The organism is Corynebacterium sp. HMSC28B08 (assembly GCF_001806865.1).
In the GTDB taxonomy this organism is placed as follows: Bacteria; Actinomycetota; Actinomycetes; order Mycobacteriales; family Mycobacteriaceae; genus Corynebacterium; species Corynebacterium auriscanis.
This window is the reverse complement of the sequence record NZ_KV786165.1, coordinates 35,076-52,543: the sequence shown is the minus strand read 5'-3', so window position 1 is coordinate 52,543 and position 17,468 is coordinate 35,076. Positions and strand designations below refer to the sequence as shown.

Below are 17,468 nucleotides of genomic sequence, written 5' to 3'. Positions count from 1 at the left end.
GTACTCATCGCTGATGCAACTTCATTGGACGCTGCTTCATCGTGTGCTCATCAGTATTTGGGTACTTTCTCTGTTCTCTTAAGGGTTGGCTTCATTGCGAGGCAAACCCTCAATGTAGGTACGGACTGGGTCCACGTCGATCGCTTGCGCGGCCGACACCTTCAGAGCGCGAGCGAATGCCCGCCTCGTGTGCGCCGTATTCACGGCATCCAACGTTGGTTGGATCCATGCTCCCCTGCCACCCAACCGGCGGCGCGGGTCAGGCACAATCGCCACTGTCCCGGAGCTCTGTACGTGCGCCACTACCCTCAACAACTGAGGTACGGGAAGTATTTCCCGCGTGGCGATGCATGTCCGCTGCGGGACGTGGGCCTTGCTCGCGTTCATAGCTCGCCTTCCGCCTTCACGTCTCAACTTCATCGGGCATGCGTGCAGTCGTACTGAAAACCGCAGCAACATTCGCGATATGCACCTGTGCAGAGGGCGCACTTAACCAGCCAATGGCCACGGTTGTGGCCAAGACCATTGTTAAGTCTAACGCGAAACTCCCGTTGGACGGTAACCGCCACCCCTCGACCGTGGGAATGACGGTGGGAATGACCGTGGGTTTACTCCCCTGCCTCCGTCTCGGAGCGGATATCGATCTTCCATCCCGTCAAGCGAGCCGCCAAGCGCGCGTTCTGGCCCTCTTTACCGATGGCCAAACTCAGTTGATAATCCGGCACAATCGCGCGGGCGATCTGCTCGTCCGGATCGGTGACGTCCACGCGCACCACCTTCGACGGCGACAACGCATTGCCCACGTACACGGCAGGGTTCTCGGAGTAATCAATGATGTCAATCTTTTCTCCACCCAGTTCGCGCTGGATAGCAGCCACCCGCTGCCCACGCGGGCCGATGCAGGCGCCCTTGGCGTTCAAGCCCTTGATGGTGGAGCGCACGGCGATCTTCGTGCGGTGGCCCGCCTCACGCGCCACGGACACGATCTCAACGGAGCCATCGGCCACCTCGGGCACCTCGAGAGCGAACAATCCGCGAACCAATTCCGGGTGGGTGCGGGACATGATGATCTGCACAAAACGGGCGTTCTTGATCACGTCCGTGACGTACGCTTTCACACGCATGCCGTGTTCCAGCTTCTCCCCCGGCAGTTGCTCGGCCGGCAAAATCTCGCCGTCTTTGCCGTTGGCCTCGGTACCTAGGTGTACCACGACAACACCGCGGTCATTAGCCATGGCGTTGCGCGTCACCACGCCCGAGACCACGCGGTAGCGCAGGTCAGCGTACTGATCGTAGTCGCGTTGAACGCGAGCTTCCTTAATGCGAGAACGGATGGCATCGCGCACCGCCATGGCGCCAGCGCGCCCAAAGTCGCTGGGCGTGTCGTCGAACCGGCCGGTGATATCCCCTTCTTCATTGCGCTCAACTTGGTAGACAGTGACCGCGCCGCTGGCTTCGTCGATCTCGACTTCTACCCACCCCTGGTAGTGCGTGGCCTCTTTATAGGATTCCAGCAATCCGCGCTTGATCCCGTGGATGAGATCACGGAAATCCACACCCTCTTGAGCTTCCAACGCGCGCAGCGCAGCCATATCAATATTCACTTGTGTGCTCCTCGTTGAGTCTTCTACAGATTTTTAACGACGCTCGATCATTGCATCATAGGCGCTCGCCTGCAACCCAACCAAGTGCTGTTCCGCTTCGGGGACCTTTGAAAACTCGATTTCTACGCGGGCGCCGGAGACCTCATCCAATGTGTACCGAGAAACCCGCAGGTCCTTACCCTTGCGTATGGCTAGGATCACACCATCATCTGCGGCCTGCAGCACGCGCGCCTTCCCACCTTCTGGCAGCGTCACTTGGCGCCCAATGTTCTTCACCCAATGCCGGGGTTGTGTTATTGGTGCCGACGCCCCCGCAGATCCCACTTCGAGCGTATAACCGGGCCCAAAATTTACATCACCCCGGTCTTCCGCCTGATCAAACTGTTCCGATATATCCCGGCTGAGTTCTTCGACAGCGTCCAAATCCGGCCCCGTGAATTCGCCGGGGGTGACCGCCGGGGCGCTAGCCAAGGTCGCCGGAACCACGCTGGCGCTATCCACAAAAATCTTCACGCTGGACTTCGCACCGGCCTTTGCCACCTGAATATCCTCGATGACGAGCCCATATTGGCGAACGAGGGGTTCAAGTAAGGTCGTTAGCTGGGTATTACTCGGGAATGCCATGGACCGTAGATTACTATGACCTGTGATGTCGAAGCATGTTCCGCCCTCCTCTACAGTTCCCACACAACCCGCTGTTTTCCGAACGCTGAACCGCCGCAGGTTCCTGCTAGCTGGACTCATGACCGCCGGAACGCTCACCTTGCCAGCGTGTTCATCGGACGGATCCTCCCTGACGGAAGTGTTCGCTTCCTCCCCCCAGCCCGATGAACGACTAGTGAACTTCTACTGGGCGCTCAAGGATGCGGCCGAGGTGGCGTCGAATAGACAAGAAAAGGGTTTTCGCGCGCCAGCGAAAGTTTATGAACGGCATGCCGAGGCCGTGGCCAAGGAGCTCTCGCGGCAGTGCGGGCGCGATAACAAAGGTCGCGCCCCGGAAAACTGCCCGCCTCTGGAACCCCACCAAGCACGATCGGACGCAGCACGGTTGTCCTCGGATGCAGAGTTGCGCAAAGCTGCCCTGCAGCTGATCACCACCGGCTCCACTACCGTCGCGGGCCTAGTCACTAACGTGTATGCCATGTTGGCTGTGGTGGAAGACAGCGCAGAACTAGAGGGAGCGCAGCGCCTTGATGCCCGCACAGTTGCCGAGGGGTTCGCAGCGGGCTCGGGCATGAAAGCGCTCACAGACGCGATCGATATGACCTACGGCGCCATTTACGTGAGCGGATTGGCGCTTGCTGCCGACGGGGGCACCAATAGGGAAACGCTGCGCGCGGTTGCCGACCGGCTGCGTGATTTCCGTGAGGCCGCCCTGGGAGTAGTGGAGGCAGCGGACGCGCAGACTCCAGTTCCACAGGCCAGCTACGCCTCTCCCCAGGGAGCGCCGAAGGATTCCGACTCAGCTTTACGCAGCCAGCTGGAGAGCACACAACCAATCACGAGTCAGCTCAACTACCTCGTCACGCAAACCGAGAGCGCGGAATCACGCGAGTTCGCAGCCAGGTGGTGCGGCCTGATGGCCCGATTGGAAGGGGCCATCAAGCGAGCGCAGGGTACCGATCCCCTGGCTCGTTAGTTACCCAGCTGCTGCTGAACAGCGACGATAGCTTGGTCATAGTCGACTTCTACCTTCTCGCCACTCAGGCGGTTGCGCAGTTCTACCTTGCCATCGGCGAATCCGCGGCCCACGACCACAACTAGCGGCATACCCAGCAGCTCGGAATCCTTGAACTTCACGCCCGGGGAGACCTTCGGACGGTCGTCAATGAGGACATCCAATCCCTGCACGGATAACTGCTCCGTCAGTTTTTCGGCAGCCTCAGCCGCCGCGGCATCCTTGTTCGCGATGACCACGTGGACTTCATACGGAGCCACCGCCACAGGCCAACGCAAGCCATATTCATCGTGCATCTGCTCGGCTAGCACGGCTACCAGGCGGGATACGCCGATGCCGTAAGAACCCATGGTCGGCACCGCGCGCTTGCCGTTTTCATCCAGGATCTGCACATCGAAGGCTTCGGTGTATTTGCGACCCAGCTGGAAAATGTGGCCGATCTCGATACCGCGAGCCAGCGTGAGGGTGCCCTTGCCGTCCGGCGAAGGATCGCCCTCCTTCACCTCGGCAGCTTCAATGAACCCGTCGGGGGTGAAGTCGCGCCCAGCCACCATGTTGGTGAAGTGGTAATCGGCTTTGTCGGCACCGGTGATCCACTGCGTACCTTCGACCACACGAGGGTCGGCAAGGAGCTTAACACCGTTGGCAGCCAGCGCTTTCGGGCCAATAAAGCCCTTGACCAAGAACCCGTGTGTCTTGAAGTCCTCTTCCTCGGCCAAGGCCACCTCGGCTGGCTCCAGTGAGGCCTCGAGGCGCTTCATATCAACCTCGCGGTCACCGGGGATGAGCACGCCCGCCAGGTGGCTGCCCAGTGGTTTGCCTTCCTTATCCACCCCGTGCTCGGTGATCTTGACCAGGATGCACTTCAAGGTATCGGCGGCTTCTACCGACCTGCCTTCAACGGTTACGCCGGCTTCGTTCGCCCATGTCACCAGTGCGTCAATCGTAGTAGCACCGGGGGTCTCGTGCTCTTCGGCCTCCGCGAGCCCCTCAATGGCACGCGGTGCGGGAGCCCTCGTGACCACGGCTTCCACATTGGCCGCAAAATCCGACTCGGTCGAGCGCACAAAAGTATCCTCGCCATTGTCGGCCACGGCCAAGAATTCTTCGGAGGCCGAACCACCCATTGCACCGGACGTCGCGGCACAAATCGCGTACTGCACACCCAAGGTGTCGAAAATCTTTTGGTAGGCACCGCGGTGCTTCTGGTAGCTGGCCTCCAACCCGGCATTGTCCATATCGAAGGAGTAGGAATCCTTCATGATGAACTCCCGCCCGCGCAGGATACCCGCACGTGGACGTTCCTCGTCGCGGTACTTGTTTTGGATTTGATACAGCGTGACGGGAAAATCTTTGTACGAGTTGTATTCGCCCTTCACCACGGAGGTGAACATTTCCTCGTGGGTAGGGCCCAGCAGGTAATCAGCGCCCTTGCGATCCTGCAAACGCAGCAGGGCATCCCCGTACTCTGTCCAGCGGCCCGTCTTTTCATAGGGCTCGCGCGGCAGCAGCGCGGGGAAGCTCAGTTCCTGGGCGCCGATCGCATCCATCTCGTTCCGGACGACATTTTCCACCTTGCGCAGTGCGCGCAGTCCCAGTGGCAGCCACGAGTACACACCAGGGGCGGCCCGGCGAATGTAACCGGCACGGACAAGCAGCTTGTGGCTGGGTACTTCTGCATCCGCTGGGTCGTCACGCAGCGTGCGCAGGAATAGGGTAGACATGCGGGTGATCATGGTTGAAAACTCTACCTTGTGGCCCAGACAAAACATGCAGCGCCAGGGTATTAATCTTGGAAGTCATGTTGATCGTGCTTCCCCCTTCGGAAACCAAGTCTTTCGGTGGCGATGGTGCCGCCCTGGATCTTGCTTCCCTCAGCTTCCCCAGCCTTACGGCCACTCGCAGTGACATCGCCCATGATCTGGCTCGCATGGATGACGAACAAGCCATGGACGTGCTCGGTCTCTCCGCAAAACTGCGCGACGAAGCCAGCCACAATCGGCAGCTGTTCTCCTCCCCTACTCAACCGGCCATCCTGCGGTACACCGGCGTGCTCTACGATGCACTGGATCCCGCCAGTCTGTCCCGCGAAGCCTGGCAACACCTGTCCATCGGGTCTGCTCTGTTCGGCGTGCTCATGGCCAACGACCACATCCCACACTATCGCCTATCGGGCGCGGTAAAGCTACCCCCAGCCCACCGCACCCTCAAGAGCCGGTGGGGAAGCCAAATCACGGATGAGCTGGCGTCGTACCAAGAAAACCACAGCGGCCCGGTGATCGACCTGCGCAGCGGCACATACCAGCAGCTGGGTAAATTGCCGGGCGCCATCACGGTCAGGGTGGAAAGCGAGCGGCCCGACGGCACGCGCAAGGTGGTGAGCCACTTCAATAAACACTACAAGGGGTTGGTTGCTCGGCAGCTGGCGTCGCACGCCGATTCTTTTGACTCGACGCCCCTCGCCCTCCCCGCCATCGCCGATTGCCTAGGGGAGGCGGGTATGCGCGTGGAAATGCCCAGTGGGAAGTCCACTGAGCTCACGTTGGTGGTCTAAAGCCCCGCCACTTCACCGATCACATACACCGCGGGCGAGGCGATGCTTTCCGCATCGAAGGTTTCTGCCAGTGTCTCCAAACGGCAGCGGAACACTCGCTCGCGCTGGGTGCTGCCCTCTTGTATCACCGCGGCCGGAGTGTCTCCCGCGAGCCCACCGTCCATGAGGGCCGTAGCGATCGCCCGGGCATTCTTTACCCCCATGATTACGCTGATCGTGGCGCCACTGGCCGCCAGCGCCCGCCAATTCACCAGCGACTTGGGGTGCCCGGGCGGAAGATGCCCGGAGACAACGGTGAAAGCGTGAACTACCCCCCGCTGTGTGACGGGGATGCCCGCCAATTCCGGTACACCAACGGCGCTGGTCACACCGGGGATTACTTCACAGGGCACACCTGCGGCTACACATGCTTGTACTTCTTCGAAACCCCGTCCGAATACGAAAGGGTCCCCACCTTTCAGACGAACCACGCGCTTTCCCTCGCGCGCGTGCTGCACCAGCAATTCGTTCGTCTTTTCTTGTGCGACCTGCTTGCCATACGGCAGCTTCGCCACATCGACTATTTCTTTCGACGCCACCTCGCACAGCTTGTCCAGTTCATCCGTAGGCCCCAAATGATCCGTGAGGATAACGTCCGCAGCTTGCAACGCATGCATGCCGCGCACGGTGATGAGGTCCCAAGCTCCAGGGCCTCCCCCTACGAGAACCACGCGACCCGCTGGGGCCTCCGACTGAGAAGTTAGCTGTGCGGTCATGGGTAAAGAGAGTACCGCAATCTAGACAGCTCGGTCTAGCCCTGCAGCTTGAGGGCCTTCTGCGAACGGTCCCATTGCTCACGGAACAGTTCGGGATCTTGGGAAAGACGGCCGCCGTAGGAGGGAATCATTTCCTTCAACTTAGGAGCCCACTCGCCCATGTACTGCCCGAAGCAGCGCTCGAGCACCTCGATCATGGCCGCTGGGGCGATGGACGCACCCGGAGAGGCACCCATGAGGCCCGCGATGGAGCCATCGGAGGAGTTCACCAGTGCCGTGCCGAACTCTAGGGACCCGAACTTGGGGGCACCGATTGGCTTGATGACCTGCACGCGCTGGCCGGCCACGACGATCTCCCAATCCTCATCCTTAGCAGTTGGCATGTACTCGCGCAGAGCTTCCATCTTGGCCTTGTGATCCTTGAGCACCTCTTCCACGAGGTACTTTGTCAAGCCCAATTCCTGGACACCCACGCCCAAGTAGGACGGCAGGTTGCCCGGACGGATGGATTTGAACAAGTCCAAGAAGGAGCCCTTCTTCAGGAACTTCGGGGTCCAGCCGGCGTAAGGGCCGAACAGGAGGCCCTTCTTGCCGTCGATGACGCGGGTATCCAAGTGTGGCACGGACATTGGAGGTGCCCCCACAGATGCCTTGCCGTACACCTTGGCCTGATGCTGCTCAACGAGCTCCTCATTAGTGCAGCGCAGCCACTGGCCGGAAACGGGGAAACCGCCATAGCCCTTGATCTCTGGAATCCCGGACTTCTGCAACAGTGGCAGGGCCATACCGCCTGCTCCCACGAACACGAAATTCGCCGTGATCACGCTGGTATCACCGGTGTGCAGGTTCTTGGTGGAGACCTTCCACTTTGCACCGTCACGGGTAATGTTCTTCACTTCGGTGCCGTAGCGAACCTCGACGCCCTTGGAGGTGACCGCATCCAGGTACTGGCGGGTCAGCGCGCCATAGTTGATGTCGGTTCCGTCGTTGAACCAAGAAATCGCCACGGGATCGTTGAAGTCACGGCCCTTTGCCATCAGAGGCAGGGACTCACGGAACTTCTCCTCGCTGTCGGAGAACTGCATGTTCGGGAACAGCGGGTGATCCTTCAGTGCCTCGTAACGGGCCTTGAGGTAATCCACCTGCTGCAAACCGTGCGCGAAGGAGACGTGGGGAACACGGTTGATGAATTCACTGGGGTCACCCAGGATGCCGTTTTCCACCAGGTAGCTCCAGAACTGGCGGGATACCTGGAATTTTTCGTTCACGCCCACGGCCTTGGAAATATCGACCTTGCCGTTGACTTCGGGCGTGTAGTTCAATTCACACAGGGCGGAGTGGCCCGTACCCGCATTGTTCCACGGGTCGGAGGATTCCGCGCCTGGTACGTCCAAACGCTCCACAATGAGCTGGCTCCAGCTGGGCTGCAGCTCCTTGAGCATAACGGACAGTGTGCTGGAAATAACGCCGGCGCCTACAAGAAGGACGTCGACCGTATCGGTCTGTGTGTTGTTGGAAACCACGTTTCGTTCAATCCTTACGGGGAAGAGTCCTAAAACTCTTTCCAACCATACGCCTGCTCACCGGGGATCCGCACAATGCCCCGCGATGAATGTCCATCAGCACAGTTAGAGTAGAAACCGTGAACAACGACTCTGTTTCAGTTTTGACCGCCGACGAAGTGTTGGCCACCCCCCTTTCGCGTTCCGCAGCAGACCTTGTTTTCGCCCCTGATGAACTGGGAGAAGGCTTCGGCGTGCACTACGTGGAAATGGGTGCAGATCCGGATGGCGAGGCGCCTGTTCGGTGCGCTGTGGTGCGGTATCGACCCACTGACTCCGGGGATGACTTCTTCTCCCGCCCCGCCCTGTTATTCGTCCACGGAATGACCGATTATTTCTTCCAAGATCACGTGGCTCGGTATTTCCACTCGCAGGGTTACGCCGTCTACGGTCTCGACCTACGCAAGTGCGGTCGTGCTTGGCGCGATGGGCAGACCTGGCACCACGTCACCAGCCAGGCGTTGTACGACGAAGACATCACCATCACCACCGCCCTCCTCGCCGCCGCACATCGCCAGGTCGTACCCGTCGGACATTCCACCGGTGGCTTGGATGTCACCATGTGGGCAACTCGTTTGTTCGACGCCGCCACGCGCCATCCCAATTCAGGCTCCGCAGTGCTTCATCGCCACCTGGCCGCGATTGTGTGTAACTCCCCTTGGTACGGTTTGCAATTCGATGGGCCTACCCGCTTCATCATCAACCGCATATTCCCTGTCCTCGCGAAAATCGCTCCCCACATGCCCTTGCCGGGTGGGATTAATCCCAGCTACGGTTATTCCCTCCACTCCGAATATGCTGGAGAATGGAATTACAACCTGGAATTGAAACCGATTCTGCCCCGGAAGAAATACGTGCCGTGGCTCGTCAGCGTGGCCCAGGAGATCCGCAAGCTGCGCTCCGGACAGCATTCCACGGGTCTGCCCACACTCATCCTCACTAGCGATGGGCACTACTTTGGCCGCGAACTATCGGATGAGACCTACGTGAACGATCCGATCCTCATGCCCCACCAAATGTGGGAAGTCGCACCCAAGGTTTCCCCTTACGCGCACATCGAAGTGATTCCCGGGGCTACCCACGATGTATTTCTTTCCCGTCAGCCGGTCCGTAATCGCGCTTTCCTTGCCACCACCAATTGGCTTCGGAATAAAACCACCACACCTTCTGCTCTAACTTAAAGCGCACGCGACCCCCTTACAACAACTTTTTAAGGCTTCAGCCTCTAAGGCTTCTTAAGAAAGGAATTCCATCTTGTTCCAGCAATTCTCTGAAGATAGCATCCAAGATTTCGACATGGTCATTGTCGGCACCGGATCCGGCAACATGATTCCCGGTCGCACCACCAGAAACAAGACCGTGGCCATTGTCGAGAAGGGTGTCTTTGGTGGCACCTGCTCCAATGTGGGTTGCATTCCCACGAAAATGTTTGTCCACACCGCGGATGTCGCCCGCGAATTCAGCCATGCAGGCGCGTTAAGCCTTACCGGCGAATTGCAGAACGTGGATTGGAAGGACATTCAACGTCGCGTATTCGGCGAGCGCATCGATCCCATATCGAAGGCCGGAGCCGAATACCGTGCTGGTGATAAAACTCCCAATATCACCCTTTTTCACGGAGAAGCTGCCTCCTTCGTAGCACCGCGAACCCTGCGCATTGGCGATGGGCCTGAGGCGCCCATTATCCGGGGCAAGGATGTCATTCTCGCTACTGGTCGGCGCCCATGGATCCACCCAGTCATCAAGGAATCCGGTATACGTTACCGCACCAACGAGGACATCATGCGGTTGGAAAAACTCCCCGAGTCACTGATCATCCTCGGCGGTGGCATCGTCGCGGTGGAGTTTGCGGCAGTGTTTTCAGCCTTCGGCACCAAGGTGACCGTTGTGAATCGCTTTGAGCGTTTGCTTCGCATGGCCGATCACGACATTTCCGAGGCCTTTACCGAGCAGGCTAAAACGCAATGGACTAATCATTTGGGACGCACCGTAGAGGCCGCCGAGGAAACCCACGACGGCCGAATCAAAATCACGTTGGATGACGGCACCCAGGTAGAAGCAGATGAAATCTTGGTCGCTCTGGGACGGGAAAACAACTCCGATACGTTGAATGTGGAAGCGGGGGGCGTCGAGGTTACAGCACGTGGAACCATCGTCGTCGATGAATATGGCCGCACGACGGCCGAGGGTGTGTGGGCACTGGGCGATGCCGCCAACGAGATTGAGCTCAAGCATGTAGCCAACCACGAATCTCGGGTAGTCAAACACAACATTGCCTTTCCCGATGACCTGCAAAAGGTCAATCATCGCTTCATCCCGGGCGGGATCTTTACACATCCGCAGATCGGTATCGTGGGAATGACAGAGGAAGAAGCCAGACTCACAGGCCGGCCACTAACCATCAAGGTTCAGCGTTACGCGGATATCGCCTACGGCTGGGCGATGGAGGATACTACTGGGTTCTGCAAAGTCATCGCCGATCGGTCCACGGGTGAGATTCTCGGCGCCCACATCATGGGACCGGAAGCCAGTACTCTCATCCAATCCTTCGTCAGCGCCATGTCCTTCGGCATCCATGCGCGCGATTTTGCTGAAAACCAGTTCTGGCCCCACCCGGCTTTGACAGAATTGGTAGAGAATGCCCTGCTGGGGTTGGAGTTCGATGCCTAGATAACAGCGGGCATCCCCTAGCTAACCAAACATCCCCCTAGCTAACCAAAAAGGTCAAGGAGCTTAGGCCATGTTCGCAGTCGTCACGGGAGCCGCCTCGGGAATCGGACGGGAGGTGGCTTTGCTCCTCGCGCAGCGCGGATACTCGCTCGCAATTAGTGACCGCGATGAAGCGGGCTTGGCCCACACCGCGAAGGCCATACGCTCCGCCGGTGGGACGGTAGCCGATAGTCGCGTGGTGGATGTGACTGATGTCCACGCCGTGAAAACTTGGGCCACGGACATTTGTGCCACACACGGAACGCCGGATCACGTGCACCACGTCGCCGGGGTTGCCATCTGGGGTGATGTGCGGTTCATGCCCCATGAGAAGTGGCAGCGCGTGATCGATATCAATCTCATGGGATCCGTGCACATGGTGGAGGCCTTCGCGCCACTACTCATGACGGCTGAGCCTGTGCGGCGCCGCCCATTCCAGCGCCACTATCAGCGGAAATTCGTCTTTGTCTCCTCTGCTGCCGGGATCATCGGGCTTCCGTGGCACGCGGCCTATTCCGCGTCCAAAGGTGGTGTGCTGGGTATGTGCGAAGTCCTGCGTTTCGATATGGCCCCCTACGGGGTTGACGTACACGCGGTGGTACCTGGGGCCGTAGATACTCCCCTCGTCCGGACGATCGATATTCACGGGGTGGACCGTAGCAAACCACGCATCGAGAAGGCGACAGCTTTGTTCCAGAGCCATGCAGTTTCCCCTACAGAGGCCGCCCAAAAAATTCTGAAGGGTGTGGACAAGGGTAAGTACCTGATCAACACCAGCGGTGACATTCCGGTGGCGCGCTGGGCTCAAGTCAACGCGCCGTGGGCCTACCGGGGCGCCATGCGGGCTCTCAATGCGGGGTTCCGTTGGGCGTCAAAGTAAAAAGTCAAAGTAAAAAGTCAAAGTAAAAAAGGCAGAGCGATGGAACCAGCCAACACCAACGCAACGAAGACCATGAAGGCTTTGCCCTGCCAGTGCGCATAGTTGAAATCCACGCCTACCCCGTAACGCTTCTCCACGATGATCGCGGGATCATCCGGGTTGTAATAAAACATGTCCCACTTGTAGTACTTACTGTCACGTGTGCTTTCTGGGGCTTCCTGGGGGATTCTGTCTGGGTTTGACTGCGCGAGTGATTGGACTGTGGCTTCCACGGTAGGTTGCTTCATGACTAGGGCCACCACCATGCCGAGGGACGTACCTACAACCAAGACGAGCCCGCCCAGAATGGTGGCGGGCATCCAACCCATGAACGCAGGAATTGTGGTGCACAGTTGGATACCCGCAAACAATAGGGCCAACGTCAGATTCATCACAGCCAGCCACATAGCAGTCGTGCGTAGGATAATGTGTTGGCGCAACTTGGAGCGCCACGCTGGGTCGGTGCGCGCGGGGATTTCTGACCGCAGCATCCCGTAGCTCAGCAGCGCGAAGACGAGAGTTAGTACGAGGCCGAAAAATGTCGCAAAGAACACGCTGCCGACCGACTTATCGGCCCAACTGTCGGGTTCAAAATCGGAACCGCTGAAATGGGTTGCAAAGCGATCGGGGATGGTGTCCCAGTTCAGGGCTGTCACCCCGGCAGCAAGCAGGAAGACTACCAACGCAGCGACGGTCGCGACGAGAGAAATTGATCCCGCGCGGTGTGGGTAACCCTGGATTTCAGCTGGCGTAAAAATTTTTTCGGCGCGCGGTGGCTGGGTGGGTTCATCGTTATTCGTCATCATGCTAGTACCTCTAGGTCTGCTCCTGAGTCGGGGCGGTGCCTCAGCAAAAGCTTTGCGGGTTTGGCTATCCAGCTTACCTGGGTGGATCGCTACTGGCCGGGCGGTGCAGAAAACTATTCCCAGCTTATGTTCGATTTTGGAGCACCAAACGGGAGGTAGTGTCTGAGACCCTTTTTATACTGTTCCCGAACGTTAGAACAAGCACTAACACGCTTGTCAGCACCACGACCTGTCACCGAATATTCAATCGAGAGCACACCTGCTAATCAGACTCTGCATCATCCACAATCACCAAGGGGAAACCATGCACAACGAATCCACCACACCGAACAAACTACCCAGCTGGCGCGTCACGGACCCACATGATCCATTGAGCGTGGCGATCTGCGACGTGAATCGGGGGCATATCAATCTGGCTTTAGCCTGTGCCCCAGCGATGGATGAGTGCGTTTCGGACATCACCACCCGCCTGTGTGTGCGGCTGGGTTTGACGGAATACCGTGCACTCACGTTGGTAGACCTCGGACACATGTTGCGACGGTTCCCTAGCCTGATCGAATTAGGAAAATCGGGCGCATATTCACTTGACCTGTGGCGATGCGTAACGGAATGCCTATCGGCGGTCAGCGAAGAAGCCCCCGACATCATGGAGGAAAAAATTTTTCAGGCGCTGTCCCCTACTGTGCCCAATCAGGCAATGCTAGCCAGAGCGACCATCCGAAACCGGCTGGAGAAAATTGTCCACGATTACGATCCACTCGCGACCCCCATTGATTTGGATGACAACGATTCACTCACTGATGACGACGACCTGCTCCCACGCCACGACGATGACGATACGGGCCCAATCACCCGACTGGTGATTGATGACTACCTCGATGACGTCACTGAATTTCGCCTCACGCTCCCGAAACTCGAAGGGCTCGAGCTAATCCAAGCCCTCAACAGCGTACGTAAAGACAGCGTCTGCTCCCGGGCCGAAGCGCTGATGATGCTCGTGCGTGCAGAAACCAAAGCGGAAGTCACCCTGAACCTCTATCGCAGCGTGGATGAGCCGAATTCGCAGATCTGGGCTGCTGGCGGGTGGGTGAGCACGTTGGCCACCCCTGAATGGATGAAACGTGTCACCCACGTTCAAGCTCCGGGTGTGGCCAGCAACAACGGCTATGCCCCTACCCCGTTAGTGCGCGCCAGCGTTGAAGGGCGCGATGGCACGTGCCGTTTCCCAGGCTGCAGCGTACCCGCCCACAAATGCCAATTGGACCACGTCCAACGCTATAACCACGACAACCCTACGGAAGGAGGCCCGACGAGCACCCAGAATCTCCATGCATTATGTTCCAAGCACCACAACGTAAAGACCGCGGGCGCCTGGGATGTCACTATTCATCCCGATGGTAAAGAGACCTGGACGAGCCTCGGTGACGGCCACACCGTGATGACCGCTCCGAACGGCCCGCTGGGCCGGCAGACCTTCCAACACCGCGCAGTTCGGCGCACGCTGGCCGTCCATGAATATAACCGGAGAAAGATGCAACAAAACCCGAACGACCAGCCACCGTTCTAGCGATTCTCGTCGACCGGGACCGCCATGATGTCCAGTGCGGTAGCAAGCCCGTCGTAGTTGCACACGAGCATCACGAACGCGACCTGCTCGCGCTCGCTGAGAAGCTCACGCAATCGCTGCGCCATTGTGGCGGTCAATCCCTGGTTGCGAACAATCTGCTCGGTCGCATCCAACAACAGGCCCCGGCGCCCGGTGATGCCGTGCTCGGGGAGGAAGAGGGCGTCGATATCAGAAGAAGAAACCCCGGCCCGCGCGGCGATGGCACGGTGTTGATCAGCCTCATACGCGCTGCCACGCAAGTAAGCAACGCGCAGAATGATCATTTCGGTTTCCTGGCGGGAAAGATAGCCAAAAGGCATCATCGAGGCGCCGTAGAGCAACCAGAATCGGAACAACCGTGGAGCGCGACCGATGGTGGCGAACACACCGAGATTCTTTTTGCCCGTAATGCGCGCCCCAACGCGTGTAGCGAGAGTTCCGAACGGGCCGAGCTGGCGCAGATGCTGGCCGCGCGACACGGGGCCGGGGCCGAGAGTAGTTTTGTCCTCCATACCTCAGGAGATGCTAGTTGGTTTAACTACTCGTCGCCGGGAATCGTGAGAACTTCACACCCATCATCGGTGACAACCAACGTGTGCTCAAACTGGGCGGTCCACTGCTTGTCGCGAGTTTGCACGGTCCACCCGTCATCCCAAATGTCGTAGGCCAAGCTACCCAAATTGATCATGGGCTCGATGGTGAGGGTCATGCCCGGCTCCAGCAACGTGGTGTTCTGCGGGTTATCGTAGTGCAGCACTGCCAACCCGTTGTGGAAAGTGGTACCCACGCCGTGGCCGGTAAAATCCTCTACAACGTTATACCCGAAGCGCCTAGCGTAAGACTCGATCACACGGCCGATCACATTGATCTCGCGGCCCGGTTTGACGGCCTTGATGGCGCGGTCCAGGGAGTTCTTCGTGCGTTCCACCAACAAGCGGTGTTCCTCAGAGACATTGCCGGCGAGGAACGTGGCATTGGTATCACCGTGCACACCGTTTTTGTACGCGGTGACGTCAATATTGACGATATCGCCGTCCTCGATCACGGTCGTATCCGGAATGCCATGACAAATGATTTCATTCAAACTCACGCACGAGGACTTGGGGAAATGCCGATATCCCAGGGTGGATGGATACGCACCGTGGTCACACATATACTCGTGGGCCACCCTGTCTACTTCATCTGTCGTGACGCCCGGAGCCACCGCGCGGCCAGCCTCCCGCAGGGCCTCGGCTGCAATTCGGCTCGCCTCGCGCATAGCCTCGATAGTCTCGGGAGTCTGAATCCACGGCTCACCGACGTTTTCCTGAACCTCGTCCTTCCACGCATATTCTGGCCGCTGGATGTGGGCGGGGACATCGCGGATGGGGGTTGGGTTACCGGGAATAAGTGGAGCTCTAGTCATGTATCCCGATGGTACTCGCCCCTCCTATTGCTCAGGCCGAGGAGCCTCCGGCTTTGCTCCATCTAGATTCTTGAAGAAGGTATCCGTCACCGCCACCGCATGCTCAGATCCCCCGCCCAGTACAACGAGGGTGGCAAAGGCCAGATCGCCTCTATAGCCAGCAAACCAAGCATGGGATCCTTCATTGATTTCGGCCTCACCGGTTTTGGCGTAAACCTCACCCGCGCCAGATATCGCCGAGCCCGATCCGTTGGTCACTACCGCGCGCATGAGTCGGCGTAACTCCTTGACCGTCTTCGGATTCAGGTCGTCCGTGGACTGATTTTTGCTGTCGGTCTTGTGGTCCTTGCCGGCAATGAGATACGGGGTGGGGCGCTTTCCAACCGCGGCCGTGGCAGCGACCATGGCCATACCGAATGGGCTGGCGAGATCGTGGCCCTGGCCGTAACCCGCCTCCGTGCGGTCAAGCATGACCTCGCCCTTCGGCACTGAACCCGTGATCGTATCCAATCCGTCGATCTGGAAGTCCACACCCAGCCCAAATTTTTTGGCGTAATCCTGCAATTCGCCGGGCTTGAGTTTGGTCGAGATATCCGCGAACGTGGTGTTGCAGGACTTCGCAAAGGCATTCTCCAAGGGCGTATCGCCTAAGGAGAACGAGTTGTAGTTCGTCACAATGCGCCCGCCAATATCCTGCGTGCCTGGGCAGCCCACGATGGAATCCGGATTGAGGCCTTGCTTATCCATCCCCGCGTAGGCCGTCAGCATCTTGAACGTGGACCCCGGTGGGTACTGCCCCATCAGGGCCACGTCGCCCTTCTCATCGGCCTTGGGGGTTTGGGCCACGGCTAGGATCTCGCCTGTAGATGGACGCATCACAACCATCATGGCCTGCGCATCCTTGCGGGTGTTCACGGCTTCTTGTGCGGCCTTCTGCACCTTGTGGGACAGGCTGATGTTCACGCTAGGTGCAGCGCTGGCCTCCTGGGTAGCCACGTCCCTCACCTCGGCCCCCTCCGCGGTAGCCACAACGACCTTCCACCCGTTCTTGCCCTGCAGGTCCTTTTCGACAAGTCCGGAGACCCGTGCCATGATGTCCGGCGCGAAGCCTGGGTCGGGGCGCACTAACGCGGCCTCTTCATTCATTCGTACGCCCTTGATATTGTTCAGCACGTCCTTGAGTTTGCTGCCCTGCTCTGCATTAAGGATGAGCGCGGAGAACTCTCCGTCCACTGCTTGGGCTTCCTTGGTTTTTTCGTCCACATCAAACTCGGGAACATCCGGCAACTGCCCGCGCACGCCGTCTAGTTCTGCACCAATACGACGCATCACGGCGCCCACATCGTCGGTGGTAGTAGTATCCACGAACACGCGCCACTTCGTGCCCGGCTTGAGCAAAACGGCCCCGTCCGAGCCGACTACGCTGGCGATTTTCGCAGGCACGGTACGCAATTCCAGGTGCTGATTCGTGCCGAGTTCGGGGTGCAATAGCGAAGGCTGCCACCGCACGCTCCACGCCTCACCCGACTTCGTCAACACCATCTGCGAGTCGTAATCAAGTTCACGATCCCCCGGGAGATCCCACTTCATGTGGTACTTCGCCGTGGCCACATCGCCATTGGTGTGTACGTCCTGCAGTTGCGTCGACAACCCTTCGGCCTGCAACGAATCCCATGTTTTCTTGATGACATCTCCCGCTGCTGTCGGGTTGTCGGTCTGCTTTGCTGCATCCTGGTGCCCCGCTAGCGCTTCGAGGAACGACGCCGCGGCGGCATCGGCAACATCTGGGCGCGGGGTACAAGCACCCAGCGAAAACACCAAGCTAGAAATGGCAATGGCAGAAGTGAGGGCACGTCGCATGCGGTCATGC

At 58.8% G+C, this 17,468-nt stretch carries 16 protein-coding genes; 6 read left to right on the top strand and 10 right to left on the bottom strand.

The features are described 5' to 3' along the window. Positions 1 to 78 precede the first annotated feature (78 nt). The 3 genes from HMPREF3098_RS04885 to rimP form a co-directional block, all read right to left on the bottom strand. Complete coding sequence (locus tag HMPREF3098_RS04885; RefSeq protein WP_035112843.1) at positions 79 to 387, bottom strand: YlxR family protein; 309 nt, start codon at positions 385 to 387, stop codon at positions 79 to 81. A gap of 221 nt (positions 388 to 608) precedes the next feature. Further along, a complete protein-coding gene (nusA, locus tag HMPREF3098_RS04880) occupies positions 609 to 1,604 on the bottom strand; it encodes a transcription termination factor NusA (RefSeq protein ID WP_035112840.1) in 996 nt (331 codons plus the stop codon). Between the two features lie 33 nt (positions 1,605 to 1,637). Then, on the bottom strand, positions 1,638 to 2,228 hold the full coding sequence (gene rimP / locus HMPREF3098_RS04875; RefSeq protein WP_035112837.1) for a ribosome maturation factor RimP: 591 nt from the start codon (positions 2,226 to 2,228) through the stop codon (positions 1,638 to 1,640). Positions 2,229 to 2,346: 118 nt separating this feature from the next. Here rimP and HMPREF3098_RS04870 point away from each other — a divergent pair, with 118 nt between their 5' ends. Then, entirely contained in the window at positions 2,347 to 3,243 is an 897-nt protein-coding gene (locus HMPREF3098_RS04870; protein ID WP_035112835.1) for a DUF4439 domain-containing protein, read from the top strand. On the opposite strand, the gene HMPREF3098_RS04865 is transcribed toward HMPREF3098_RS04870, so the two are convergent. Continuing rightward, positions 3,240 to 5,018, bottom strand: a complete 1,779-nt coding sequence (locus HMPREF3098_RS04865) for a proline--tRNA ligase (protein ID WP_070434222.1) — start codon at positions 5,016 to 5,018, stop codon at positions 3,240 to 3,242. The two genes, HMPREF3098_RS04870 and HMPREF3098_RS04865, sit on opposite strands and share 4 nt — an antisense overlap. A gap of 65 nt (positions 5,019 to 5,083) precedes the next feature. Here HMPREF3098_RS04865 and yaaA point away from each other — a divergent pair, with 65 nt between their 5' ends. Then, a complete protein-coding gene (gene yaaA / locus HMPREF3098_RS04860) occupies positions 5,084 to 5,836 on the top strand; it encodes a peroxide stress protein YaaA (protein WP_070434221.1) in 753 nt (250 codons plus the stop codon). On the opposite strand, the gene cobA is transcribed toward yaaA, so the two are convergent. Together cobA and mqo are read right to left on the bottom strand one after the other, a co-directional pair. Further along, positions 5,833 to 6,591: a uroporphyrinogen-III C-methyltransferase gene (gene cobA, locus HMPREF3098_RS04855; RefSeq protein WP_070434220.1), complete on the bottom strand. Its 759-nt coding sequence runs from the start codon at positions 6,589 to 6,591 to the stop codon at positions 5,833 to 5,835. The two genes, yaaA and cobA, sit on opposite strands and share 4 nt — an antisense overlap. A gap of 35 nt (positions 6,592 to 6,626) precedes the next feature. Beyond that, a complete protein-coding gene (mqo, locus tag HMPREF3098_RS04850; protein WP_035112832.1) occupies positions 6,627 to 8,114 on the bottom strand; it encodes a malate dehydrogenase (quinone) in 1,488 nt (495 codons plus the stop codon). Positions 8,115 to 8,233: 119 nt separating this feature from the next. Here mqo and HMPREF3098_RS04845 point away from each other — a divergent pair, with 119 nt between their 5' ends. The 3 genes from HMPREF3098_RS04845 to HMPREF3098_RS04835 all read left to right on the top strand — a co-directional run bounded on the left by HMPREF3098_RS04845 (position 8,234) and on the right by HMPREF3098_RS04835 (position 11,742). Then, on the top strand, positions 8,234 to 9,334 hold the full coding sequence (locus HMPREF3098_RS04845; RefSeq protein WP_246815849.1) for an alpha/beta hydrolase: 1,101 nt from the start codon (positions 8,234 to 8,236) through the stop codon (positions 9,332 to 9,334). A 115-nt stretch (positions 9,335 to 9,449) separates the two neighbouring features. Further along, positions 9,450 to 10,823 (top strand): mycothione reductase, encoded by a 1,374-nt coding sequence (gene mtr, locus HMPREF3098_RS04840; RefSeq protein WP_052094706.1) that lies wholly within the window; start codon positions 9,450 to 9,452, stop codon positions 10,821 to 10,823. Positions 10,824 to 10,893: 70 nt separating this feature from the next. Next, the gene (locus tag HMPREF3098_RS04835) at positions 10,894 to 11,742 is read left to right on the top strand and encodes an SDR family oxidoreductase (protein ID WP_070434218.1); all 849 of its coding nucleotides are present in this window, start codon (positions 10,894 to 10,896) and stop codon (positions 11,740 to 11,742) included. Between the two features lie 17 nt (positions 11,743 to 11,759). Here the strand turns inward: HMPREF3098_RS04835 and HMPREF3098_RS04830 are convergent, their stop codons facing one another. Beyond that, positions 11,760 to 12,587, bottom strand: a complete 828-nt coding sequence (locus tag HMPREF3098_RS04830; protein ID WP_070434217.1) for a DUF5808 domain-containing protein — start codon at positions 12,585 to 12,587, stop codon at positions 11,760 to 11,762. 304 nt (positions 12,588 to 12,891) lie between these two features. Between HMPREF3098_RS04830 and HMPREF3098_RS04825 the strand changes: the two genes are divergently transcribed. Next, positions 12,892 to 14,154 (top strand): HNH endonuclease signature motif containing protein, encoded by a 1,263-nt coding sequence (locus HMPREF3098_RS04825; RefSeq protein ID WP_070434216.1) that lies wholly within the window; start codon positions 12,892 to 12,894, stop codon positions 14,152 to 14,154. Here the strand turns inward: HMPREF3098_RS04825 and HMPREF3098_RS04820 are convergent. The 3 genes from HMPREF3098_RS04820 to HMPREF3098_RS04810 are packed head-to-tail and all read right to left on the bottom strand — an operon-like array spanning position 14,151 to position 17,458. After that, positions 14,151 to 14,705 (bottom strand): carboxymuconolactone decarboxylase family protein, encoded by a 555-nt coding sequence (locus HMPREF3098_RS04820; protein ID WP_070434215.1) that lies wholly within the window; start codon positions 14,703 to 14,705, stop codon positions 14,151 to 14,153. The genes HMPREF3098_RS04825 and HMPREF3098_RS04820 overlap by 4 nt on opposite strands. A gap of 26 nt (positions 14,706 to 14,731) precedes the next feature. Beyond that, positions 14,732 to 15,598: a type I methionyl aminopeptidase gene (gene map / locus HMPREF3098_RS04815; protein ID WP_070434214.1), complete on the bottom strand. Its 867-nt coding sequence runs from the start codon at positions 15,596 to 15,598 to the stop codon at positions 14,732 to 14,734. 24 nt (positions 15,599 to 15,622) lie between these two features. Continuing rightward, a complete protein-coding gene (locus tag HMPREF3098_RS04810; protein WP_070434213.1) occupies positions 15,623 to 17,458 on the bottom strand; it encodes a penicillin-binding transpeptidase domain-containing protein in 1,836 nt (611 codons plus the stop codon). Between the last annotated feature and the right edge of the window lie 10 nt (positions 17,459 to 17,468).